At 65.8% G+C, this 19,509-nt stretch carries 14 protein-coding genes; 10 read left to right on the top strand and 4 right to left on the bottom strand.

Annotated features, from left to right (window positions below; translation table 11 throughout):
* Positions 1 to 3 precede the first annotated feature (3 nt).
* A complete protein-coding gene (locus tag AZKH_RS18090; RefSeq protein ID WP_015437238.1) occupies positions 4 to 555 on the bottom strand; it encodes a DUF3617 domain-containing protein in 552 nt (183 codons plus the stop codon).
* Positions 556 to 704: 149 nt separating this feature from the next.
* On the opposite strand from AZKH_RS18090, the gene AZKH_RS18085 reads away from it, so the two are divergent.
* The 4 genes from AZKH_RS18085 to AZKH_RS18070 all read left to right on the top strand — a co-directional run bounded on the left by AZKH_RS18085 (position 705) and on the right by AZKH_RS18070 (position 7,423).
* Positions 705 to 1,343, top strand: coding sequence for a HugZ family protein (locus tag AZKH_RS18085; protein WP_015437237.1), 639 nt, complete (start codon positions 705 to 707; stop codon positions 1,341 to 1,343).
* Between the two features lie 315 nt (positions 1,344 to 1,658).
* Entirely contained in the window at positions 1,659 to 5,258 is a 3,600-nt protein-coding gene (locus AZKH_RS18080; protein ID WP_015437236.1) for an indolepyruvate ferredoxin oxidoreductase family protein, read from the top strand.
* A 161-nt stretch (positions 5,259 to 5,419) separates the two neighbouring features.
* Complete coding sequence (locus AZKH_RS18075; protein WP_015437235.1) at positions 5,420 to 6,472, top strand: Glu/Leu/Phe/Val dehydrogenase dimerization domain-containing protein; 1,053 nt, start codon at positions 5,420 to 5,422, stop codon at positions 6,470 to 6,472.
* Between the two features lie 87 nt (positions 6,473 to 6,559).
* On the top strand, positions 6,560 to 7,423 hold the full coding sequence (locus AZKH_RS18070) for a cation diffusion facilitator family transporter (RefSeq protein WP_041656360.1): 864 nt from the start codon (positions 6,560 to 6,562) through the stop codon (positions 7,421 to 7,423).
* A 10-nt stretch (positions 7,424 to 7,433) separates the two neighbouring features.
* On the opposite strand, the gene AZKH_RS18065 is transcribed toward AZKH_RS18070, so the two are convergent.
* A complete protein-coding gene (locus AZKH_RS18065; protein ID WP_015437233.1) occupies positions 7,434 to 8,192 on the bottom strand; it encodes a cytochrome b/b6 domain-containing protein in 759 nt (252 codons plus the stop codon).
* 117 nt (positions 8,193 to 8,309) lie between these two features.
* Positions 8,310 to 10,139 (bottom strand): DNA helicase RecQ, encoded by a 1,830-nt coding sequence (recQ, locus tag AZKH_RS18060; RefSeq protein ID WP_015437232.1) that lies wholly within the window; start codon positions 10,137 to 10,139, stop codon positions 8,310 to 8,312.
* 147 nt (positions 10,140 to 10,286) lie between these two features.
* Here recQ and AZKH_RS18055 point away from each other — a divergent pair, with 147 nt between their 5' ends.
* From AZKH_RS18055 to AZKH_RS18040, 4 genes are read left to right on the top strand one after another with little or no spacing between them, the layout of a single operon-like run.
* A complete protein-coding gene (locus tag AZKH_RS18055) occupies positions 10,287 to 10,565 on the top strand; it encodes a hypothetical protein (protein ID WP_015437231.1) in 279 nt (92 codons plus the stop codon).
* Positions 10,562 to 12,790, top strand: a complete 2,229-nt coding sequence (locus AZKH_RS18050) for a bifunctional diguanylate cyclase/phosphodiesterase (protein ID WP_015437230.1) — start codon at positions 10,562 to 10,564, stop codon at positions 12,788 to 12,790. The genes AZKH_RS18055 and AZKH_RS18050 overlap by 4 nt, the downstream gene beginning before the upstream one ends.
* Positions 12,783 to 13,922, top strand: a complete 1,140-nt coding sequence (locus AZKH_RS18045) for an ABC transporter substrate-binding protein (RefSeq protein ID WP_015437229.1) — start codon at positions 12,783 to 12,785, stop codon at positions 13,920 to 13,922. Before AZKH_RS18050 ends, AZKH_RS18045 begins: the two co-directional genes overlap by 8 nt.
* Positions 13,919 to 15,907: a sensor histidine kinase gene (locus AZKH_RS18040; protein WP_015437228.1), complete on the top strand. Its 1,989-nt coding sequence runs from the start codon at positions 13,919 to 13,921 to the stop codon at positions 15,905 to 15,907. Before AZKH_RS18045 ends, AZKH_RS18040 begins: the two co-directional genes overlap by 4 nt.
* Positions 15,908 to 15,929: 22 nt before the next feature.
* Here AZKH_RS18040 and rfaE2 read toward each other — a convergent pair whose 3' ends face one another.
* On the bottom strand, positions 15,930 to 16,418 hold the full coding sequence (gene rfaE2, locus AZKH_RS18035) for a D-glycero-beta-D-manno-heptose 1-phosphate adenylyltransferase (RefSeq protein ID WP_015437227.1): 489 nt from the start codon (positions 16,416 to 16,418) through the stop codon (positions 15,930 to 15,932).
* A gap of 294 nt (positions 16,419 to 16,712) precedes the next feature.
* Between rfaE2 and coxB the strand changes: the two genes are divergently transcribed.
* Both coxB and ctaD read left to right on the top strand, forming a co-directional pair.
* The gene (gene coxB, locus AZKH_RS18030; protein ID WP_015437226.1) at positions 16,713 to 17,840 is read left to right on the top strand and encodes a cytochrome c oxidase subunit II; all 1,128 of its coding nucleotides are present in this window, start codon (positions 16,713 to 16,715) and stop codon (positions 17,838 to 17,840) included.
* A gap of 68 nt (positions 17,841 to 17,908) precedes the next feature.
* The gene (gene ctaD / locus AZKH_RS18025; protein ID WP_015437225.1) at positions 17,909 to 19,486 is read left to right on the top strand and encodes a cytochrome c oxidase subunit I; all 1,578 of its coding nucleotides are present in this window, start codon (positions 17,909 to 17,911) and stop codon (positions 19,484 to 19,486) included.
* Positions 19,487 to 19,509 lie beyond the last annotated feature (23 nt).

Raw genomic sequence — 19,509 nt, 5'->3', positions numbered from 1 at the left:
CGGTCACGAGCCTGGAGACCGGCGGGGCCGTACCGGTGCGCTGCACTGCTCGCCGACCCAGCGCGCGTCGGTCTCGACGTGCATGTCGCCCTGTTGCGTCTTCATGTTGACGCGCGTCGTGAAGTGCTCCGGCCCATCGAGCTTCGCCTCGAAGTTGCCGTTCGCCTGCGGCTGCGCGCAGCTGACATGGCCCGTCACCGTCGATTCGCTTTTCACGACGTTCGACAATGTGCAGTTGCCTTCGGTACGGCCGGAATAGATGTTGTCCTGCTTGGCCTGCTCGGGGGTGATGCAGCTTCGCACCGTCCCGTCGTTGTTCAGGCGCACACCGCGCGCCGCCATCTGCTGCTCGGCCATCCGCCGCATGTCGGGAGGCAGGTTCTGCAGGTACTCCTGTGCTTGCGACATTTGAGACGACATATCCGGCAGGCCGCCGAGATTCATGCGCGTCGTGCGGAATTCCCATTGTCCGGGCCGGACGTCGGCCGCGTTTGCGGTGCCGACGAGGCACAGCAGCGCGATGCCAAGGACTGCGGGGCGCATTCGATTCATCATCACAACTCCTCATGCTGCTTGGGCGGGGGAGGGCCTCAGCTGCCGTCCGGATTGCCGCCATTCGTTATGTTGGCCGATTGCGTGGGGCGAAGCTGTCAAAATTTCCTACAAGATTGACGGCGGACTGCCGGAAGCGGAAATTGTCGACCATGAAGATCGCTACCGCCGCCGCCATCCGTCTCCTGCACGAAGCCGCCTTCGTCACCGTCGCGACGCATTCGACGCAGTTCCCCGGCTACCCCTACGCCACGGCGCTCCCCTGTGTCGTAGACGACGCGCATTGCCCGCTGTTCTGCATCAGCGCACTCGCCGAGCACACCAAGAACCTGCTCGCCGACGGGCGGGCGAGCCTGTCGGTCGTCGGGCGTGAGAGTAGTAACGTGCAGGCCGCCGAGCGGATGACGCTGTTGGGCGAGGCCGAGCGCTTCGATCCGGCCCCCGAGTTGGTCGCGCGCTACCTCCGCTACCAGCCGGAGGCCGAGCAATACCTGCAGCTCGACTTCATGTTCTTCCGCTTCGCGCCCCGCCGCGTGCGCTACATCGGTGGGCTCGGGCGGATGGGATGGCTCGAGGCAGAGGCGTGGGCCGCGCTGCCCACCCTTTCCGCAGGCGACGAGGGCGACTTGCTGCGGCAGCTGTCCTCGCCCGCAGGTGTCCGGGTGCTCGGCGTCGATTTCTTCGGCGTCGATTATGTTATCGAGGGCATGCGTGCGCGGAAGGTGTTCGCCGACATCCCGGACCGGGAAAATCTTGCCGCGGCAGTCGTCGCCGCGCTGGATACCGTTTAGCCGCTCCAACCCCAGGGCCGCCGGGCGATCCGGAGGGGGAGGGCGCTCTCGCCCCGGCAGCCCGATGTTGCGGTGCATTCTTCGTCTTGCTGCAGAAATTTTCCGAAATCGCCGTTTCGCGAAAAATTTTTCCTTCGACGGGGCAAATCGCCCGACAACGAGAAAATTCTCCGCCGCGAGTTCTCCTTACGATGCTGACTCGTCGTTCGATGCCGCGAACGACCATAACAGCAACCACACAGGAGACAACGTCGGCAGGCCGGATCGGGGCGTCACGAGCGCCGCGCGTCCAGGGGCTGCGACGGACCACGCGCCATGTCGAATATCCAATCCCCGGCTCTCGCCCCCCTTGCTCCCGTCGCGCTCGACGACAAGTACACGCTGACTTCCGGTCGCGCCTACATGACCGGCATCCAGGCGCTCGTTCGCCTGCCGATCATGCAACGCCTGCGCGACCAGGCCGCGGGGCTCAACACCGCCGGCTTCGTCACCGGCTACCGTGGCTCGCCGCTGGGTAACGTCGACCAGGAATTCTGGAAGGCGAAGAAATACCTCGAACCGCATCACGTCCGCTTCCAGCCCGGCCTCAACGAAGACCTCGCGGCGACCGCCGTGTGGGGCACGCAGCAGGTGAACCTCGACCCGAACGCGATGTACGACGGCGTGTTTTCGATCTGGTACGGCAAGGGCCCGGGCGTCGACCGCACCGGCGACGTGTTCCGCCACGCCAACGCCGCGGGCACCTCGAAGCACGGCGGCGTGCTCGTGATCGCCGGCGACGACCACGGCGCCAAGTCCTCGACGCTGCCGCACCAGACCGAGCACGTCTTCAAGTCGATGATGATGCCGGTGCTCGCCCCGGCGGGCATCCAGGACTACCTCGAATACGGCCTGCACGGCTTCGCGCTGTCGCGTTACTCGGGCTGCTGGGTCGCGTTCAAGGCGCTGACCGATACCGTCGAGACCTCGGCCTCGGTCGACATCGACCCGTTCAAGGTCCAGACCATCATCCCGGCGGACTTCCCGATTCCCGCCGACGGCCTCAACCTGCGCTGGCCCGATCCCCCGCTGGTGCAGGAAAAGCGCCTCGTGCATCACAAGCTGTATGCCGCGCTCGCCTACTGCCGCGCGAACAAGCTCAACCAGACCGTCATCGACAGCCCGAACGCCAAGCTCGGCATCATCACCGCCGGCAAGAGCTACCTCGACGTGCGCCAGGCGTTGGAGGACCTCGGCATCGACGACAAGGTCGCCGCCGAGATCGGCATCCGCCTCTACAAGGTCGGCATGGTGTGGCCGCTCGAAGCCGAAGGCGTGCGCGAGTTCGCCGACGGCCTCGACGAGATCCTCGTGATCGAGGAAAAGCGCCAGTTCCTCGAATACCAGCTGAAGGAAGAGCTCTACAACTGGAACGAGAACGTGCGTCCGCGCGTCATCGGCAAGTTCGACGAAAAGGGCGAGTGGGCGCTGCCGCACAGCGACTGGATGCTGCCCGCCGCGGGCGACCTGACCCCCGCGATGATCGCCCGCGTGATCGCCGCCCGCATCGCCCGCTTCTACACCTCGGACAAGATCAAGGCGCGCCTCGCCTTCTTCGACGCCAAGGAAGCCGCGCTCGCCAAGCCGCGCCTGTCGATCCAGCGCGTGCCGCACTACTGCTCGGGCTGCCCGCACAACACCTCGACCAAGGTCCCGGAAGGCTCGCGCGCAATCGCCGGCATCGGCTGCCACTACATGGCGACCTGGCTGTCTCCCGAGACGACGCAGACCTTCTGCCAGATGGGCGGCGAGGGCGTGCCCTGGGTCGGCCAGGCGCCCTTCACGAAGACGCCGCACGTTTTCGCGAACCTCGGCGACGGCACCTACATGCATTCCGGCATCCTCGCGATTCGCGCGGCGGTCGCGGCGAAGGTCAACATCACCTACAAGATCCTCTACAACGACGCCGTCGCAATGACCGGCGGCCAGCCGCATGACGGCACGCTGTCGGTGCCGATCATCGCCCGTCAGCTTGCCGCCGAGGGCATCGGCAACATCATCGTCGTCAATGACGGACCGCGCGCGTATGGCCCGGCCGACCTGCCGCACGGCGTGCCGATCCGCCACCGCGACGAGCTCGACGCCGTGCAGCGCGAGCTGCGCGAAGTGCCGGGCGTCACCGCGATCATCTACGACCAGACCTGCGCCGCCGAGAAGCGCCGCCGCAGGAAGCGCGGCAAGTTCCCGGATCCCGCGATGCGTGTCGTGATCAACGACCTCGTCTGCGAAGGCTGCGGCGACTGCAGCGAGAAGTCGAACTGCATGTCCGTAACGGCGGTGGAGACCGAATTCGGCCGCAAGCGCACGATCGACCAGTCCTCGTGCAACAAGGATTTTTCGTGCGTAAAAGGCTTCTGCCCGAGCTTTGTGACGATCGAAGGCGGCAAGCTGCGCAAGGGCAAGGCCGCGACCGCTGCGGCGGACGTCTTCGCTTCGCTGCCCGAACCGACGCTGCCGGCGACCAACGCGCCCTGGGGCATCCTCGTCACCGGCGTCGGCGGCACCGGTGTCGTGACGATCGGCGCGCTGCTCGGCATGGCCGCGCACCTCGAAGGCAAGGGCGTGTCGATCCTCGACATGGCCGGCCTGGCGCAGAAGGGTGGGGCGGTGTGGTCGCACGTGAAGATCGCGAACCGGCCCGAAGACATCTTCGCTGCGCGCGTTGCCGCCGGTGAAGCCAACGTCGTCATCGGCTGCGACCTCGTCGTGTCCGCGAGTGACGAATCGCTCGCGAAGATGCGTACCGGCCACACCCGCGTCGTGATCAACCGCGACCAGACCAACACCAGCGAATTCGTCCGCGGCTTCGCCGCCCAGGCGCGCACCGGCAACGTCACGAAGCACCCGGACCCGCAGTTCCCGGCCGGTTCGATGGAGAACCAGATCGTCGACGCGGTCGGCAACCAGAACGTCGAGTTCCTCGAAGCCTCGCGCCTCGCGACCGCGATCCTCGGCGACTCGATCGCGACCAACCTCTTCATGCTCGGCTTCGCCTGGCAGCGCGGCCTCGTGCCGCTGACCCGCGACGCGATCATGCGGGCGATCGAGCTCAACGGTGCCGCCGTCGAGGCCAACAAGTCGGCCTTCCAGTGGGGCCGCCGCGCCGCGGTCGACCCGGAAGCCGTCGCCAAGGCCGCGAAGCCGCAGCACGGCACGCCGGAGCATCACAAGCTGTCGAAGAGCGTCGATGAAGTCATCGCCCGCCGCAAGGCCTTCCTGACCGACTACCAGGACGCCGCCTATGCCGAGCGCTACGCGAACCTCGTCGAGCGCGTGCGCGCCGCCGAAAAGAAGGTCGAGCCCGGCATGACGCTGCTGACGGAAGCCGTCGCCCGTGGCTACTACAAGCTGCTCGCCTACAAGGATGAGTACGAAGTGGCGCGTCTCTACACCGATAGCGACTTCCTCAAGCGCGTCGAGGAGCAGTTCGAAGGCGACTACAAGCTCGTCTTCCACATGGCGCCGCCGGCTTTCGCCGACAAGGATCCGCAGACTGGTCATCTTCAGAAGAAGAAGTACGGCCCGTGGATGCTCAAGGCGATGCGCATGCTCGCGAAGATGAAGGGCCTGCGCGGCACGGCGCTCGACCCCTTCGCCCGCACGCACGACCGCAAGCTCGACCGTCAGCTGATCGCCGACTACGAGCGCATCGTCGAGGAGATCGTCATCGGCGTCGAGAAGGCGAACTACGAGACCGCCATCGAACTTGCGGGCCTGCCCGAGCAGATCCGCGGCTTCGGCCACATCCGCGAACGCTACCTGGGCCACGCCCGAATGCGCGAAGGCCAACTCCTCGCGGCCTTCCGCCGCAAGGAGCGTCCCGCTGACGGCAACGGCACCAAGGTCCGCAAAACCATCGCCGTCATCCCCGGCTAAACAGGTTCCCAAGGAGTCTTCGCTTCGCTCCGCCGCTCCGTAGGCGCAGAGCGATGCTCCGCGAAACCCCTGCTTCACCTCCCGCAGCAACCCTTCCGCCACGGCCACGAGCCGTAGTGGAGGGGGCGTTGCACCCTTTCCAGACCAATGAAGGAGACATCATGAGCGTTTTTTCCCTGAGCGATTTCGCTGATCACGAGCAGGTCGTTTTCTGCAGCGACGAGAAGAGCGGCCTGAAGGCCATCATCGCGGTGCATAACTCCAACCTCGGCCCGGCCCTCGGCGGTTGCCGCATGTGGCCCTACGCCTCCGAGGAGGAAGCGATCCGCGACGTGCTGCGCCTGTCGCGCGGCATGACCTACAAGTCGGCGATGGCGAACCTCAAGCTCGGCGGCGGCAAATCGGTGATCATCGGCAACCCGCGCACCGACAAGACGCCCGAGCTGCTGAAGGCCTTCGCCCAAGCCGTCGAGCGCGTCAATGGCCGCTACATCGCCGCCGAGGACTCCGGTACCGGCGTCGACGACATGAAGTTCATGTCGCAATTCACCCAGCACGTCGCCGGCATCATCGACAAGCCCGCCGAGAACGGCACCCGCAGCGGCGATCCGTCGCCCGCAACCGCCTACGGCACCTTCGTCGGCATCAAGGCTGCCGTGAAGGAACGCCTCGGTCGTGACTCGCTCGAAGGCCTGAAGGTCGCCGTGCAGGGCCTCGGCAACGTCGGCTTCGACCTCGCCCGCCAGCTGAAGGAAGCCGGCGCCCAGCTGTGGGTCACCGACATCCACCGTGAGCCGCTGACTCGTGCCGGCAAGGAACTCGAAGCGACCATCGTCGCGCCGGACGAGATCTTCGGCCTCGACGTCGACGTCTTCGCCCCCTGCGCAATGGGCGCGATCATCAACGACCAGACGATCCCGATGCTGAAGGCCAAGGTCATTGCCGGCGCCGCCAACAACCAGCTCGCCGAGCCGCGCCACGGCCTCGCGTTGATGAACAAGGGCATCCTGTACGCGCCGGACTACGTCATCAACGCCGGCGGCATCATCGACGTTTATTACGAGCGCACCGCCAACTTCGACCGTGCCGCGCTCACGAAGCACATCGAAAGCATCTACGACAATCTGATGGAAATCTTCGCGCGCGCCCGCAAGGAAGAGCGCCCGACCGGGGAAGTCGCCGACGCGATCGCCGAGGAACGCTTCAAGCGCTGAGCCTCCGCCCGCTGCCCGCCAAGCATTGGCGGGCGCGGCGGTTTTAACGTGGTTTACCATGCGGGGTACCACGTTTTATCCGACATCATGGGCACCCTCACTCCGCAACAGGCCCTGCTGCTCTCGCTGGCCGCTGCCTTCACCACCATCGGCATGAAGACTGGGGCATGGTGGCTGACCGGCTCGGTCGGCTACCTTTCCGACGCGCTCGAATCGCTTGTGAACCTCGCCGGTGCGTCCTTCGCGCTGCTGATGGTGTCCTTTGCCCGGGCGCCTGCCGACCCCGAACATCCCTACGGGCACGGCAAGGCCGAGTATTTCTCCGCTGCTTTCGAAGGCGTGATGATTTTTGTCGCCGCGCTGGCGATACTCGTCGCGGCCGGCGAACGCCTGCTCCATCCCCAGCCGCTGGGGAAGCTCGGTGTCGGCACCGGACTGTCGATCGGCGCGAGTCTCGTCAATTTCGTTGTCGCCCGCATCCTGTTCGAGGTGGGGCGCGCCAACCGCTCACTGGCGCTCGAAGCCGACGCGCGCCACTTGATGACCGACGTGTGGACGACCGCCGGCGTTGTCGCGGGGGTGGCACTCGCAAGCGTAAGTGGCTGGGTGTGGCTGGATCCGCTGATCGCCGGGGCCGTGGCCCTTAACATCCTGCGTGACGGCTGGGGTTTGATGCAGCGTTCCGTGGATGGGTTGATGGATCGAGCGCTCGGTGCCGACGAGATCGCCCGCATCGAGGCTGTACTCGCCTCATTCGCCGGGCAGGGCTGTCGTTTCGCGAATCTCAAGACCCGCGTCGCGGGTGCGATGCATTTCGCTCATGTCGACCTGCGCCTGCCGGGCGACTGGAGTGTTGCCCGCGCCCATGCGTTGGCCGATGCGGTCGAATTGGCGGTCGAGAAGGAGACCGGCGTGCGCTTGACGACACACATCGAGCCCGCCGGTCAGTGACGTTGCCGTCTCAGTGGTGGTGTGCGGCCCGCTCTTCCGCGGTCCATACCTTGCTGCCCTCTTCGCGGTGCGTGCGGCGCGTGAACACCGACTTGTAGCCCGTGAACATCGCCAGCACGTAGTTCTGGCGATGCCACCACGAGGCCCACACTACGCCTGTGATATGGAAGCCGGCGAGCGAGATCAGCATCTTCGCGATGAACTTGTGGATCTCTTCCAGGGTTTCGTCCCAATGCACGGGGACGATATCGACGAGCGGGCCTTCGAGCTGCTGCGCGGCGTACAGCATCGTGCCGACAATCGTGTTGCCGAGGAGCAGGAAGAGGAAGGCGAACACCATCAGCGCGCCCATCGGGTTGTGGCTCAAGTATTCCCGCGCCGGACCCATGCGGAAGGCCGACAGCGTGTACTGGATCGTTTCCCGCACGGTGTAGATGAAGGCCGAGAAGCGCGCGTAGGGCGAGCCGACGAAGCCCCACAGGATGCGCAAAAGCACCAGCGTGAAGATCAGGTAGCCCGCGTAGGCGTGCAGCGGAAACTTGTCGGTGATGAAGAAGCCCGTGAAGAAGGAGGTCACGAGCGTCCAGTGGAAAGTGCGCACCAGGACGTCCCAGACCTTGATCTGCGCCTTGGTCTTGAGGGCGCGCCGAGGACTATGGAGGCGTTCGGTGCCCTTCAGCGGGCTTTCCTCGTCCGCCGGAATCGCCTTTGCCGGGTTGTTGTTCGGGTTGAACCGCTGGCCGAAATTCCGCTGAGACGACTTCTTCATGACAAGACGACTATTGGGGTGAGATTCAATTACGAATTGTAACGTCTGCGGTAGGGTCTTATTGTTGCGGATTGTCAAATTCTGAATTGCTTCAGGCGTCCATTTCTCGCCGCGCAGTCACTCCACCCGACGGACTTCGTCGAGGATCGCTTCGCAGTAGGCATCCAGCTTGCGGTCGCCGATACCCGAGATGTGCGAGAGCTCCGTGCGCGAGGTCGGCCGTGCGAGGGCGATCTCGCGCAGCGTGGCGTCGTGCAGGATCACGTAGGCTGGCACGTTGCGTTCGCGGGCGGTCGCGGCGCGCCACGCGCGCAGGCGGTCGAACAGCGTCTGCGGCACGCCGTCGAGGATTTCCAGGCGATTGCTGCGGGTACGGCGGCTGCGCTTCTTTTCCGGCACAATCCGCAGCGCGAATCCGGCCTCCCCGCGCAGCACCGGGCGCGCGAGGTCGGTCAGCGTCAGCGCATTGTGGCGGTCGTGGTCGACGGCGAGCATGCCGCGCGCGACGAGCTGGCGGAACAGCGTGCGCCAGGTCTTTTCGTCCATCTCGGCGCCGATGCCGAAGGTGCTGACCTTGTCGTGTTCCCAGTCGCGCACCTTGTCCGTGAGTTCGCCGCGCAGCACGTCGATCACGTGGCCGGCGCCGAAGCGCTGGCCGGTGCGGAACACGCCGGAGAGCGCCTTGCGCGCGGCGTCCGTGGCGTCCCAGGTGCGCGGCGGTTCCAGGCAGTTGTCGCAGTTGCCGCAGGCCTGGCCTTCCTCGCCGAAATGCGCGAGCAGGTGCTGGCGGCGGCAGGCGGTGGTTTCGACGAGGCCGACCAGCGCATCGAGCCGTGCGCGGGCGCGGCGCTTGAAGTCCTCGTTGCCTTCCGATTCGTCGATCATGCGCCGCTGCTGCACGATGTCCTGTGCGCCCCAGGCCATCCACGCCTGCGATGGCAATCCGTCACGACCGGCGCGGCCCGTCTCCTGATAGTAGCCTTCGATCGAACGTGGTAGGTCGAGGTGGGCGACGAAGCGCACATCCGGCTTGTCGATGCCCATGCCGAAAGCGATCGTCGCGACCATCACGATGCCGTCTTCGCGCAGGAAGCGGTTCTGGTTCGCTGCGCGCACGTCCTGCGGCATGCCGGCGTGGTAGGGCAGGGAACGGATGCCCTGTTCCTCCAGCCACGCGGCGGTCTCCTCGACCTTGCGCCGCGACAGGCAATAGACGATGCCGGCGTCGCCCTCGTGGTCCTCGCGGATGAAGGCGAGGAGCTGGTTGCGCGGGTTGTCCTTGTCGACCATCCGGTAGCGGATGTTGGGCCGGTCGAAGCTCGACACGAAGCGGCGCGCTTCGGCGAGTCCGAGGCGTGCGGCGATCTCCTCGCGCGTCTCCGGATCGGCGGTCGCGGTCAGCGCAATGCGCGGCACGCCCGGATAGCGCTCGGGCAGCACCGAGAGCTGGAGGTATTCCGGTCGGAAGTCGTGCCCCCACTGCGAGACGCAGTGTGCCTCGTCGATCGCGAAGAGCGCGATGCGCCGGTCGCGGTGCAAGCGGTCGAGCGTTCCCAGCAGGCGTGCTGTCAGCAGCCGCTCGGGCGCGACGTACAGCAGGTCGAGCCGGCCTTCGATGAGGTCGCGCTCGACGGCGGCGGATTCGTCCTGCGCCTGGCTGGAGTTGAGATAGGCTGCGGCGACGCCTGCTTCCTGCAAGGCGCTCACCTGATCCTGCATCAGTGCGATCAGCGGCGACACGACGACTGCGGTGCCCGAGCGCAGCAGCGCCGGCACTTGGTAGCACAGCGATTTCCCGCCGCCCGTGGGCATCAGTACGAGCGCATCGCCGCCTGCCCCGACATGCGTCACGATGGCCTCCTGCTCGCCACGGAAGGCCGTGTAGCCGAAAACGTGTTCCAGGACGTGCAGGGGGAAAGGGCGGATGGAATTGCTCATCGCCTGCATTTTACCGATGTGCGGCACCTTGCGTTCGCGCCCGTTCGGCCGGGACCGTGCAAAATTACCCCTTCATGCTTCATGGAGTTCGACGCCAACCGATGCGGGTGTTATCTTTATCTATTACTAAAGTCACGAATCGAGCGAGCGCCCACCATGCGCAAGACAGACGTTACGGCTCTCTATGATGCATACCCGCACCTCAAGAAAATCGACGAGCTGTGGGGTACGCGCGATTGCAGGCAATTCATCGTCCGTCTGATGAACGACACGCGTGACGGGACCCGCCGCGGCTTTCCCGGCGATCATGCCCGAACGATCCTGCGCCTGCTGATCGAACACGATCGCGTGTTCCCGCAGTTCGAGGAAAACATCACGATGGTCTGGCACGAAGCGGAAGCGGGTGCGCTCAAAGAGAGCCAGGCGACCAAGTGATTCCGGGAGATTTGCCCACCGAGGAGCTCATCGAGTTCGCAGCGGAGACGGTCTCGACGCCGGGCAGGGCGGCGGCGAGCTGGAAGGTCGCGATCGTCGATGACGACGAGGACGTACACCGCAGCACGGAACTGAGCCTCGCCAACGTCGAGATCCTCGGCCGTCCCCTCGTATTCCTGCACGCCTATTCGGCGGAACAGGCACGCAGCTTGTTTGCCGACGAACGCGACATCGCAGTGATCCTGCTCGATGTCGTCATGGAGACGCAGGACGCGGGGCTGAAGCTCGTCGACGAGATCCGCAACGAGCTTGGCATGCGTGACGTTCGTATCATCCTGCGCACGGGGCAGCCCGGGTATGCCCCCGAACTCGATGCGATCCGCGACTACGACATCAACGACTACAAGAACAAGTCCGAGCTGTCGCGCACGCGCCTCTACGCGGCGCTCACGTCGGCGATCCGCGCCTATCAGCAGATCCGCATCGTCAACTCCAGCCGCGAGGGGCTCGCGCGCATCGTGCGGGGCTGCGCCGAGCTGATGCGCAGCGAAGGGCTGGCGGAATTCGCCGCCGGCGTCATCACGCAGATTTCCGGCCTGCTGAACTTGCCGCCGGAAGGCCTGGTGTGCGCGCGGCGCGACGACGGTGGCAGCTGCGAGGTTATCGCCGCGGCGGGGCGTTTCGAACACACCGTGCGCCAGTCGCTCGACGCGCTCGAAAGCGCCGAGGTGCGGGTGCTGCTCGAACAGGCGCTGACGCGCCGCGAAAACATCCTCGCGTCCGGCGGCGGCATCGCCTTGTACTTCGGCGCGCGTCCCGGACGCGATCTCGCGGCCTACGTCGAAGCCGGTTTCGTCGTCGAGGATCTGGATCCGAACCTGCTCGAAGTCTTCTGCACGAATGTGTCGGTGTGCCTCGACAACGTCGATCTCGTGCAGCGGCTCAACCAGTATTCGTATTTCGATCCGCTGGTGAACCTGCCGAACCGCCGCCACCTCGTGAACATGCTGGAGACGCACCTGCGCGAGCGCGAGGAGCTGCGCGGGGTGCTGGCGGTGGTCGACGTCGATCATTTCGGCGAGATCAACGGCGCCTTCGGCTACCAGTACGGCGATGCGATGTTGAAGAGCGTCGCCGCGCGCATCGTCGAAGGCTGCGACCGGGGCGCACAGGTCGCGCGTGTCGGCAGCGATTGCTTTGCGGTCTTCTGGGCCAACCCCGATCCCCGCACCGAGCTCCTCGACGGCCTGTTTGCCGATCCGCTGGAGGTCGAGGGCGAGAGCATCATCGTGTCGGTCACGGTCGGCGTCGTGCGTCTCGACGACGTATCCGGCGACGGCAGCGAGGCGCTCGAGGATGCCTTCCTCGCGCTCAAGCGGGCGAAGCAGGCCGAGCGCGGTTCGGTGGCGCGCTACAACCGCGGCGTGAGCGAGGAAATCCGCGGGCGCGTGAACATGCTGCACAACCTGCGGCGGGCCTTTTCCGCCAACGAGCTCTTCCTCGTCTACCAGCCGCAGATCTCGCTCGACACCGGCCGTTGCGTGGGTGCCGAGGCGCTGCTGCGCTGGCGCATGGCCGACGGCACGATGGTGCCGCCCGACCGCTTCATTCCGCTCGCCGAACGCTCGGGGCTCATCGTGCCGATGGGCGAATGGGTGATGCGCCGCGCCTGCGAGGAGGCGGCGTGGATGGCGCGCAACGGCTACGGCGCGATCCGGGTGGCGATCAACGTGTCGATCATCCAGTTCCGCGATCCGCATTTCCTCGGCCGCCTGCGGGCGGCGCTGGAGGACAGCGGAGCGCTGCCGCAGCAGATCGAGCTCGAGATCACCGAGTCCGTCGCGATGGGCGAGGGCACGCGCATGATCGAGCTCTTCGGCCGCATCAAGGCGATGGGGCTCGACATCGCGATCGACGACTTCGGCACCGGTTTCTCGTCGCTCAGCCATCTGCAGCGCATGAACGTCGATCGGCTCAAGATCGACCGCGCCTTCATCAACGACATCGGCGGTGCCGGCAAGGGCGGTGAGATCGCCGGCCTCGTCTGCGGGCTTGGCGACCGGCTCGGTATTGAGCTGATTGCCGAGGGCATCGAGCATGACGAGCAGGCCGGGCGGTTGCAGACGATGGGCTGCCAGCTCGGGCAGGGCTTTCACTTTGCGCGGCCGATGCCGGTCGACGACTGGCACACCTGGCTCGCCGCCAACGGACAGGGTGGTGGCTGACGCGCTGCGTCACTTCGCCGGCTGGATCCTGACGTTGGCGATCATGGGCCTCGCGGGCTGCGGCGAACCCGAACCGATCCGCATCGGATTCCTCGGCGGCCTGTCCGGCCGCGCATCGGACCTCGGCATCGGCGGGCGCAATGGCACGCTGCTCGCCGTCGAGCAGGCGAATGCCGCCGGCGGTATCGCCGGACGGCGCGTGGAGCTGATCGTCCGCGACGACGCGCAGAAGATCGGCCTCGCGCAACGCGGTGTCGCCGAGCTGCTGGCGACCGGCGTCGAGGTCATCATCGGACCGATGACGAGTGCGATGACCGAGGTCGTGCTGCCGCTGACGAAGTCGGCAGGCATTCCGGTGATTTCCCCTTCGGTGACCAGCACGGCGTTTTCGGGTCTGGACGACCAGTTCTTCCGTGTCACCGCGACGACGCGCGAGTACGCTTCCGCTTCGGCCCGCTACCTCGCGGGGGCCCTTGGACGACATAAGGCATCCGTCATCTACGATCGCTCGAACGATGCGTTTTCGGCGGACTGGGTGCGACACTTCTCGGCCGCCTTCGCGAGCGTCGGGGGCGAGGTGGTGCGCGTCGAGACCTTCGAGTCGGCGGCCGACATGAGCGTGCAGGACACGGTCGCCCGGGCCCTGGAGCTGCGGCCCGATGCGCTCGTGGTTGTGTCGGGTGCGGTCGATCTCGCGCGTATTGCGCAACTCGTGCGGCGCTCCGACCGCGCGCTCATCATCATGGGTAGTACCTGGGCCGCGACCGAGGAGCTGGTCGCGATCGGCGGTCGCGCAGTCGAAGGGGTGTTGGTGCCACAGATGTTCGATCGCGAGGACTCGTCGCCGCGCTACCAGTCCTTTCGCTCCGCCTATGTGGAGCGTTTCGGCGAACAACCCGGCTATGGCGCCGTGCTCGCCTACGATGCCGCCCGGGTTGCGCTCGAGGCCTTGCAACAGACGGGCAGCGGTCGCCGGGCCCGCAACTATCTGATCGATCACACCTTTGCCGGTCTGCAGCAGCCCCTGCGGATCGACGCCTGGGGCGATACGCGGCGCGATGTGTACATGACGCGCATCCGCAACGGGCGTTTTTCGCTTGAAGCGAAGCTGTCCGAGCCACAGCGCGAATGATGCAGCCTCTGCGCCTCGCCCGACTGCTCTTCTTCCGCTCCGTGGTGGTGGCGGCGGTGACATTCGCGTTCGTGTTTGCGCTGATGAAGTTGTGGCTGCTGCCGCAGATCGACCACGACACCGAGCTGCGCCAGCATCAGCTTGCCCACGCGATTGCCCATCAGATCGAGGCTCAGCTCGACCGCCCCCGGATCGCGCTCGCGGGCATGGCCCGGACGCTCGTCGAGGGCGGCATGCGTCCGTCGGGCCGGATGTCGCTGATGCTCGACCGCCTGATCGAGGAAAACGGCGACAGTTTCGCCTCGGTCTATGCCATTGGCGATGACGGCACGGTCATCGCGGTCGGTCTGCCGGCATCGCGGCGGGGCTTGCGCAACGACCTGCTCGGCATGGACCTTTCGGCGCATCCGGTGTTCACCTCCGTGTCGCATGAGACCGGCACCTACTGGTCCGACGCGCGGCTCTCTCCAGTCAGTGCCGACGTTACCGCCGTCGTCGCGGTGCGCCAGGGGGCGCTGACGCTGATCGGCGAGCTGATCCCGCTGGCGCTGCAGACTGCGCTCCCCGGGAGCGAAGAAGAGGACGGCCTGCGCACTATCCTCTTCGACCGCCGCGGGACGGTGATCGGCGACACGGCCTCGACGGCCCTTCAGCCGTTTTCGGATGGCGGATCGCACATGGAGGTGCCGGGTCACGAGGACGACGATGGCAGCACCTTCCTGCGATTGCGCATCGACGGTGTGGACATGATTGGTAGCGCGGTGCCGGTGTCGCAACTGGGCTGGCGCGTGCTTGTCGTGCGGCCGCGGGCACAGGCCTTCCGACCCTCGCGCACGGCCGAGCTGATCGTGCTGGTCGGCCTGGCGATATCGATCATTGTCGGCCTGATCGGTGCGGCGATGCAGGCCGGTTACTTTGCGCGTCTGTTCCGCGAATTGTCGATCTTCGCGGTCGGCGTCGAGCAGGGCCGTTACGAGTTGTCGTGGCGGAGGTCGAAGGTGAAGGAGTTCAACCGGCTTGCGGCGGCCTTCGAGCGCATGAGCCGGGCGATCCGCGAGCGCGAGGCAGCGGTCGAGGCGAGCCGCGCGGCGCTGCAGGAGCTGAATCAGACGCTCGAGGCGCGCGTCATCGAGCGTACCGAAGAATTGCACCGAAGCAACGAGGAGCTCTCGTCGGCGCTCGAGAACCTGCGCCGCACCCAGGAGGATCTCGTCAATTCCGAAAAGATGGCCGCGCTCGGCGCCTTGGTCGCGGGCGTGTCGCACGAGCTCAGCACGCCGCTCGGCAACAGCCTGATCGCGGCGAATACCGTGCGTGACCAGACGCGTACGCTGCGCGAGGAACTGCAGTCCGGCCTGCGTCGCTCGTCGCTGGAGCGCTACCTCGAAGACACCGAGGCCGGCAACGCGATCATCGAGCGCAACCTCGAACGCGCCGCGACGCTGGTGGCGAGCTTCAAGCAGGTGGCGGTGGACCAGTCGAGCTCGCAGCGGCGCGAATTCAACTTCGGCGAAGTCATCGACGAAATCGTGATGACATTGCGGCCGTCGCTGAAGCGGCTGCCCTACCGGCTGGTGATCGACGTCGATCGCAACGTCTGCCTAGACAGCTACCCCGGTGCGCTCGGCCAGGTCCTGACCAACCTGGTCAATAACGCCGTGCTGCATGGCTTCGAAGGGCGAAACGCCGGCGAGATCCGGGTGGCCGGCCGGCTGGAGGATCCCGACTGGGTGCTGTTGGAAGTCGTCGACGACGGCCGCGGCATTCCGCTCGAACTGCAGCGCCGCATCTTCGAGCCCTTTTTCACGTCGCGACTGGGCAAGGGCGGCAGCGGGCTGGGCCTGCACATCGCGCACAGCCTCGTGGTCAATGTGCTTGGCGGCGCCGTCAGTGTCGACAGCCAGCCGGACGTCGGCACGACGATGCGCGTCCGCATGCCACGCGTGGCGCCGGTGACTGCTCCCGCGGCAGCCCCGGTCGCGTAGCCCGGCGGATAAGGGGCAGCGCCTACGCGCCGCGAATGCGGCCCAGCAGTGCCGTCGTCGAGCGCTCGTGCGTGAACGGGATGGAATGCACCGTCCCGCCCCAGCCGACGACTTCCTGCGCGCCGACGATGCGCTCGACCGGCCAGTCGCCGCCCTTCACCAGCACTTCAGGGCGAGCTTCGAGGATGCGGGCGAGCGGTGTGTCTTCGTCGAACCACGTGACGAGATCGACGCATTCGAGCGCCGCCATCACCGCCAAACGGTCCTCCAGCACGTTGATCGGCCTGTCCTCGCCCTTGCCGAGGCGCCGCACCGATGCATCCGTATTGAGCGCGACCACCATGGCCGCGCCGAGTGCGCGCGCCTGGGCGAGATAGGTGACGTGCCCGCGGTGCAGGATGTCGAAACAGCCGTTGGTGAAGACGAGCGGGTGAGCCAGCGCGGCGGCGCGAGCCGAGAGCTGTTCGGGGGGGCAGATCTTGTCTTCGAAGGCGGGGCGGGAATAAGACATGGCCGGAATTCCTGGTCAGGGTTGCTGCGCCGCTGGCGCGGGACGGATTCTATCCGCTCTGCGGCCATTCGCCGTCGACGCTTCCTCGGTGCGACGGATCCTTGCATTCCGAGAACATTTTCTTACAAGACGGTCAGGTAGCTGCGCTTGCGGGCAAATATCACATATTGCGTTGCGGTATTTTGATGATGCTCAAAATTCCGTATTGCAGTCGCGGAATTCCCTATGGCATGATCGACCGGAACTCGCAGGAAGCGCCCTGCGCGAGATTCCGCATCCGATGGGGGTAGGGACATGAGTCTTGCCGGTCGTCATGCAGTGTCCGCTTCACTGTTGCTCGCATCCTCGGCGGCCATCGCCGAGCGGAATTACAACCTGCAGCCCCCCGTGACCGGCGTCGCGGCACAGATCTACAACATGCATACGCTGATGCTGATCATCTGTCTGGTGATCTTCATCGTCGTATTCGGCGTCATGTTCTGGGCGGTGATCCACCATCGCAAGTCGCGCGGCGCGGTCGCCGCCAATTTCCACGAAAACACCTCGGTCGAGATCGCCTGGACGGTGATCCCGGTCGTCATCCTGCTCGGCATGGCCTGGCCGGCGACCAAGACCGTGCTGGAAATGAAGGACACGCGCGACCCGGACATCACGATCAAGGCCACCGGCTACCAGTGGAAGTGGGGCTACGACTACCTGCAGGGCGAAGGGCAGGGCATCCGCTTCCTGTCCAATCTGGCGACGCCGCGCGAACAGGTCAATGGGCAGTCCGCCAAGGGCGAGCATTACCTCGTCGAGGTCGACAACCCGGTCGTCGTGCCGGTCGGCAAGAAGGTGCGCATCCTGACGACCGCCAACGACGTCATCCACGCGTGGTGGGTGCCGGCCTTCGGCGTGAAGCAGGACGCGATTCCCGGCTTCATCCGTGATACCTGGTTCCGCGCCGACAAGGAAGGCGTCTACCGCGGCAACTGCGCCGAACTTTGCGGCCGCGACCACGGCTTCATGCCGATCGAGGTGCACGTCGTGTCGCAGCAGGCCTACAGCGAATGGGTGCAGCGCCAGACCGCGGCGCTGGCGGCGGCTGCGGGCGAGGCCGCGCGCGAATGGACGCGGGACGAACTGATGGAGCGCGGCGAGAAGGTGTTCACAGCCAACTGCGCGCCCTGCCATCAGCCCACCGGCAAGGGGATTCCGGGGATGTTCCCGCCGCTCGACGGCTCGAAGGTGGTGCTCGGCGAGGCCGCGGGGCAGATCCACGTCGTCCTCAACGGGCGTCCCGGCACGGCGATGCAGGCATTCGGCAAGCAGCTCTCCGACACCGAGATCGCCGCCGTGATCACCTACACGCGCAATAGCTGGAGCAACAAGACCGGTGAGGCGATTCAGCCGAAGCAGGTCGCAGCCGGCCGGGGGCAGTGAGCGTCCGGAACGAGGTACGGTCCATCACGGCCCGCCGGTAACGGGGGCCGATTCGTGAAGGAGGCAGCATGGCGGCAGTAATGACCGATCACCTGCACGGCGACCATCATGGCCCGACCGGCCTGATGCGCTGGATCACGACGACCAACCACAAGGACATCGGCACGATGTACCTGGTCTTCAGCTTCATCATGTTCCTCTCCGGGGGCGTGATGGCGCTGACGATCCGGGCGGAGCTCTTCCAGCCCGGCCTGCAGATCGTGCAGCCCGAGTTCTTCAACCAGCTCACGACCATGCACGGCCTCGTGATGGTGTTCGGCGCGATCATGCCGGCCTTCGTCGGCTTCGCGAACTGGCAGATTCCGCTGATGATCGGCGCTCCCGACATGGCCTTCGCGCGGATGAACAACTGGAGCTTCTGGCTCCTGCCGCCGGCCGCGATCCTGCTGCTCGGCTCCTTCTTCGCGCCGGGAGGGGCAACCGCCGCGGGGTGGACGCTCTACGCGCCGCTCTCCGTGCAAATGGGCATGGGCATGGACATGGCGATCTTCGCGATCCACATCATGGGCATCAGCTCGATCATGGGGGCGATCAACATCGTCGTCACGATCCTCAACATGCGCGCACCGGGCATGACGCTGATGAAGATGCCGCTCTTCTGCTGGACTTGGCTGATCACGGCTTACCTGCTGATCGCCGTGATGCCGGTGCTCGCGGGCGCCGTGACGATGGTGCTCGCCGACCGGCACTTCGGCACCAGCTTCTTCAGCGCCGCCGGCGGCGGCGACCCGGTGATGTACCAGCACATCTTCTGGTTCTTCGGCCACCCGGAAGTTTACATCATGATTCTCCCGGCCTTCGGCATCGTCAGCCAGATCATCCCGACCTTCTCGCGCAAGCCGCTCTTCGGCTACGCGTCGATGGTCTATGCGACGTCGTCGATCGCGATCCTGTCCTTCACCGTCTGGGCGCACCACATGTTCACGACCGGCATGCCGGCGGTCGGCCAGATCTTCTTCATGTACGCGACGATGCTGATCGCGGTGCCGACCGGCGTGAAGGTCTTCAACTGGATCGCGACGATGTGGCGCGGCTCTCTCAGCTTCGAGACGCCGATGCTGTTCGCGGTGGGCTTCCTGTTCGTCTTCACGATGGGCGGCTTCACCGGCCTGATTTGCGCGATCGCGCCGATCGACATCCAGGTCCAGGATACCTATTACGTCGTCGCACACTTCCACTACGTGCTGGTCGCCGGCAGCCTGTTCGCGCTGTTCGCCGGCGCCTACTACTGGCTGCCGAAGTGGACGGGCCACATGCCGGACGAGCGGATCGGCAAGCTGCATTTCTGGTGCTCGATCGTCTTCTTCAACGTCACCTTCTTCCCGATGCACTTCCTGGGGCTCGCCGGCATGCCGCGCCGGATCCCGGACTACGCGCTGCAATTCGCGGACTTCAACATGATGGCGTCGATCGGCGCATTCGGCTTCGGGCTGTCGCAGCTGATCTTCCTCTTCGCGGTGATCAAGTGCATCCGCGGCGGTGAGCCGGCTGCGGCGCGCTCCTGGGAGGGCGCAGAGGGCCTGGAATGGACGGTGCCGTCGCCGGCGCCGCATCACACTTTCGATGAAGCACCTATAGTTCACTGAGGATCGATCGAGATCCCGCCGAC

The sequence above is a fragment of the Azoarcus sp. KH32C genome (assembly GCF_000349945.1).
Taxonomy (GTDB): domain Bacteria; phylum Pseudomonadota; class Gammaproteobacteria; order Burkholderiales; family Rhodocyclaceae; genus Aromatoleum.
Note: the sequence above shows the minus strand (reverse complement) of the source record. Positions and strands in the feature narration are given on the sequence as shown.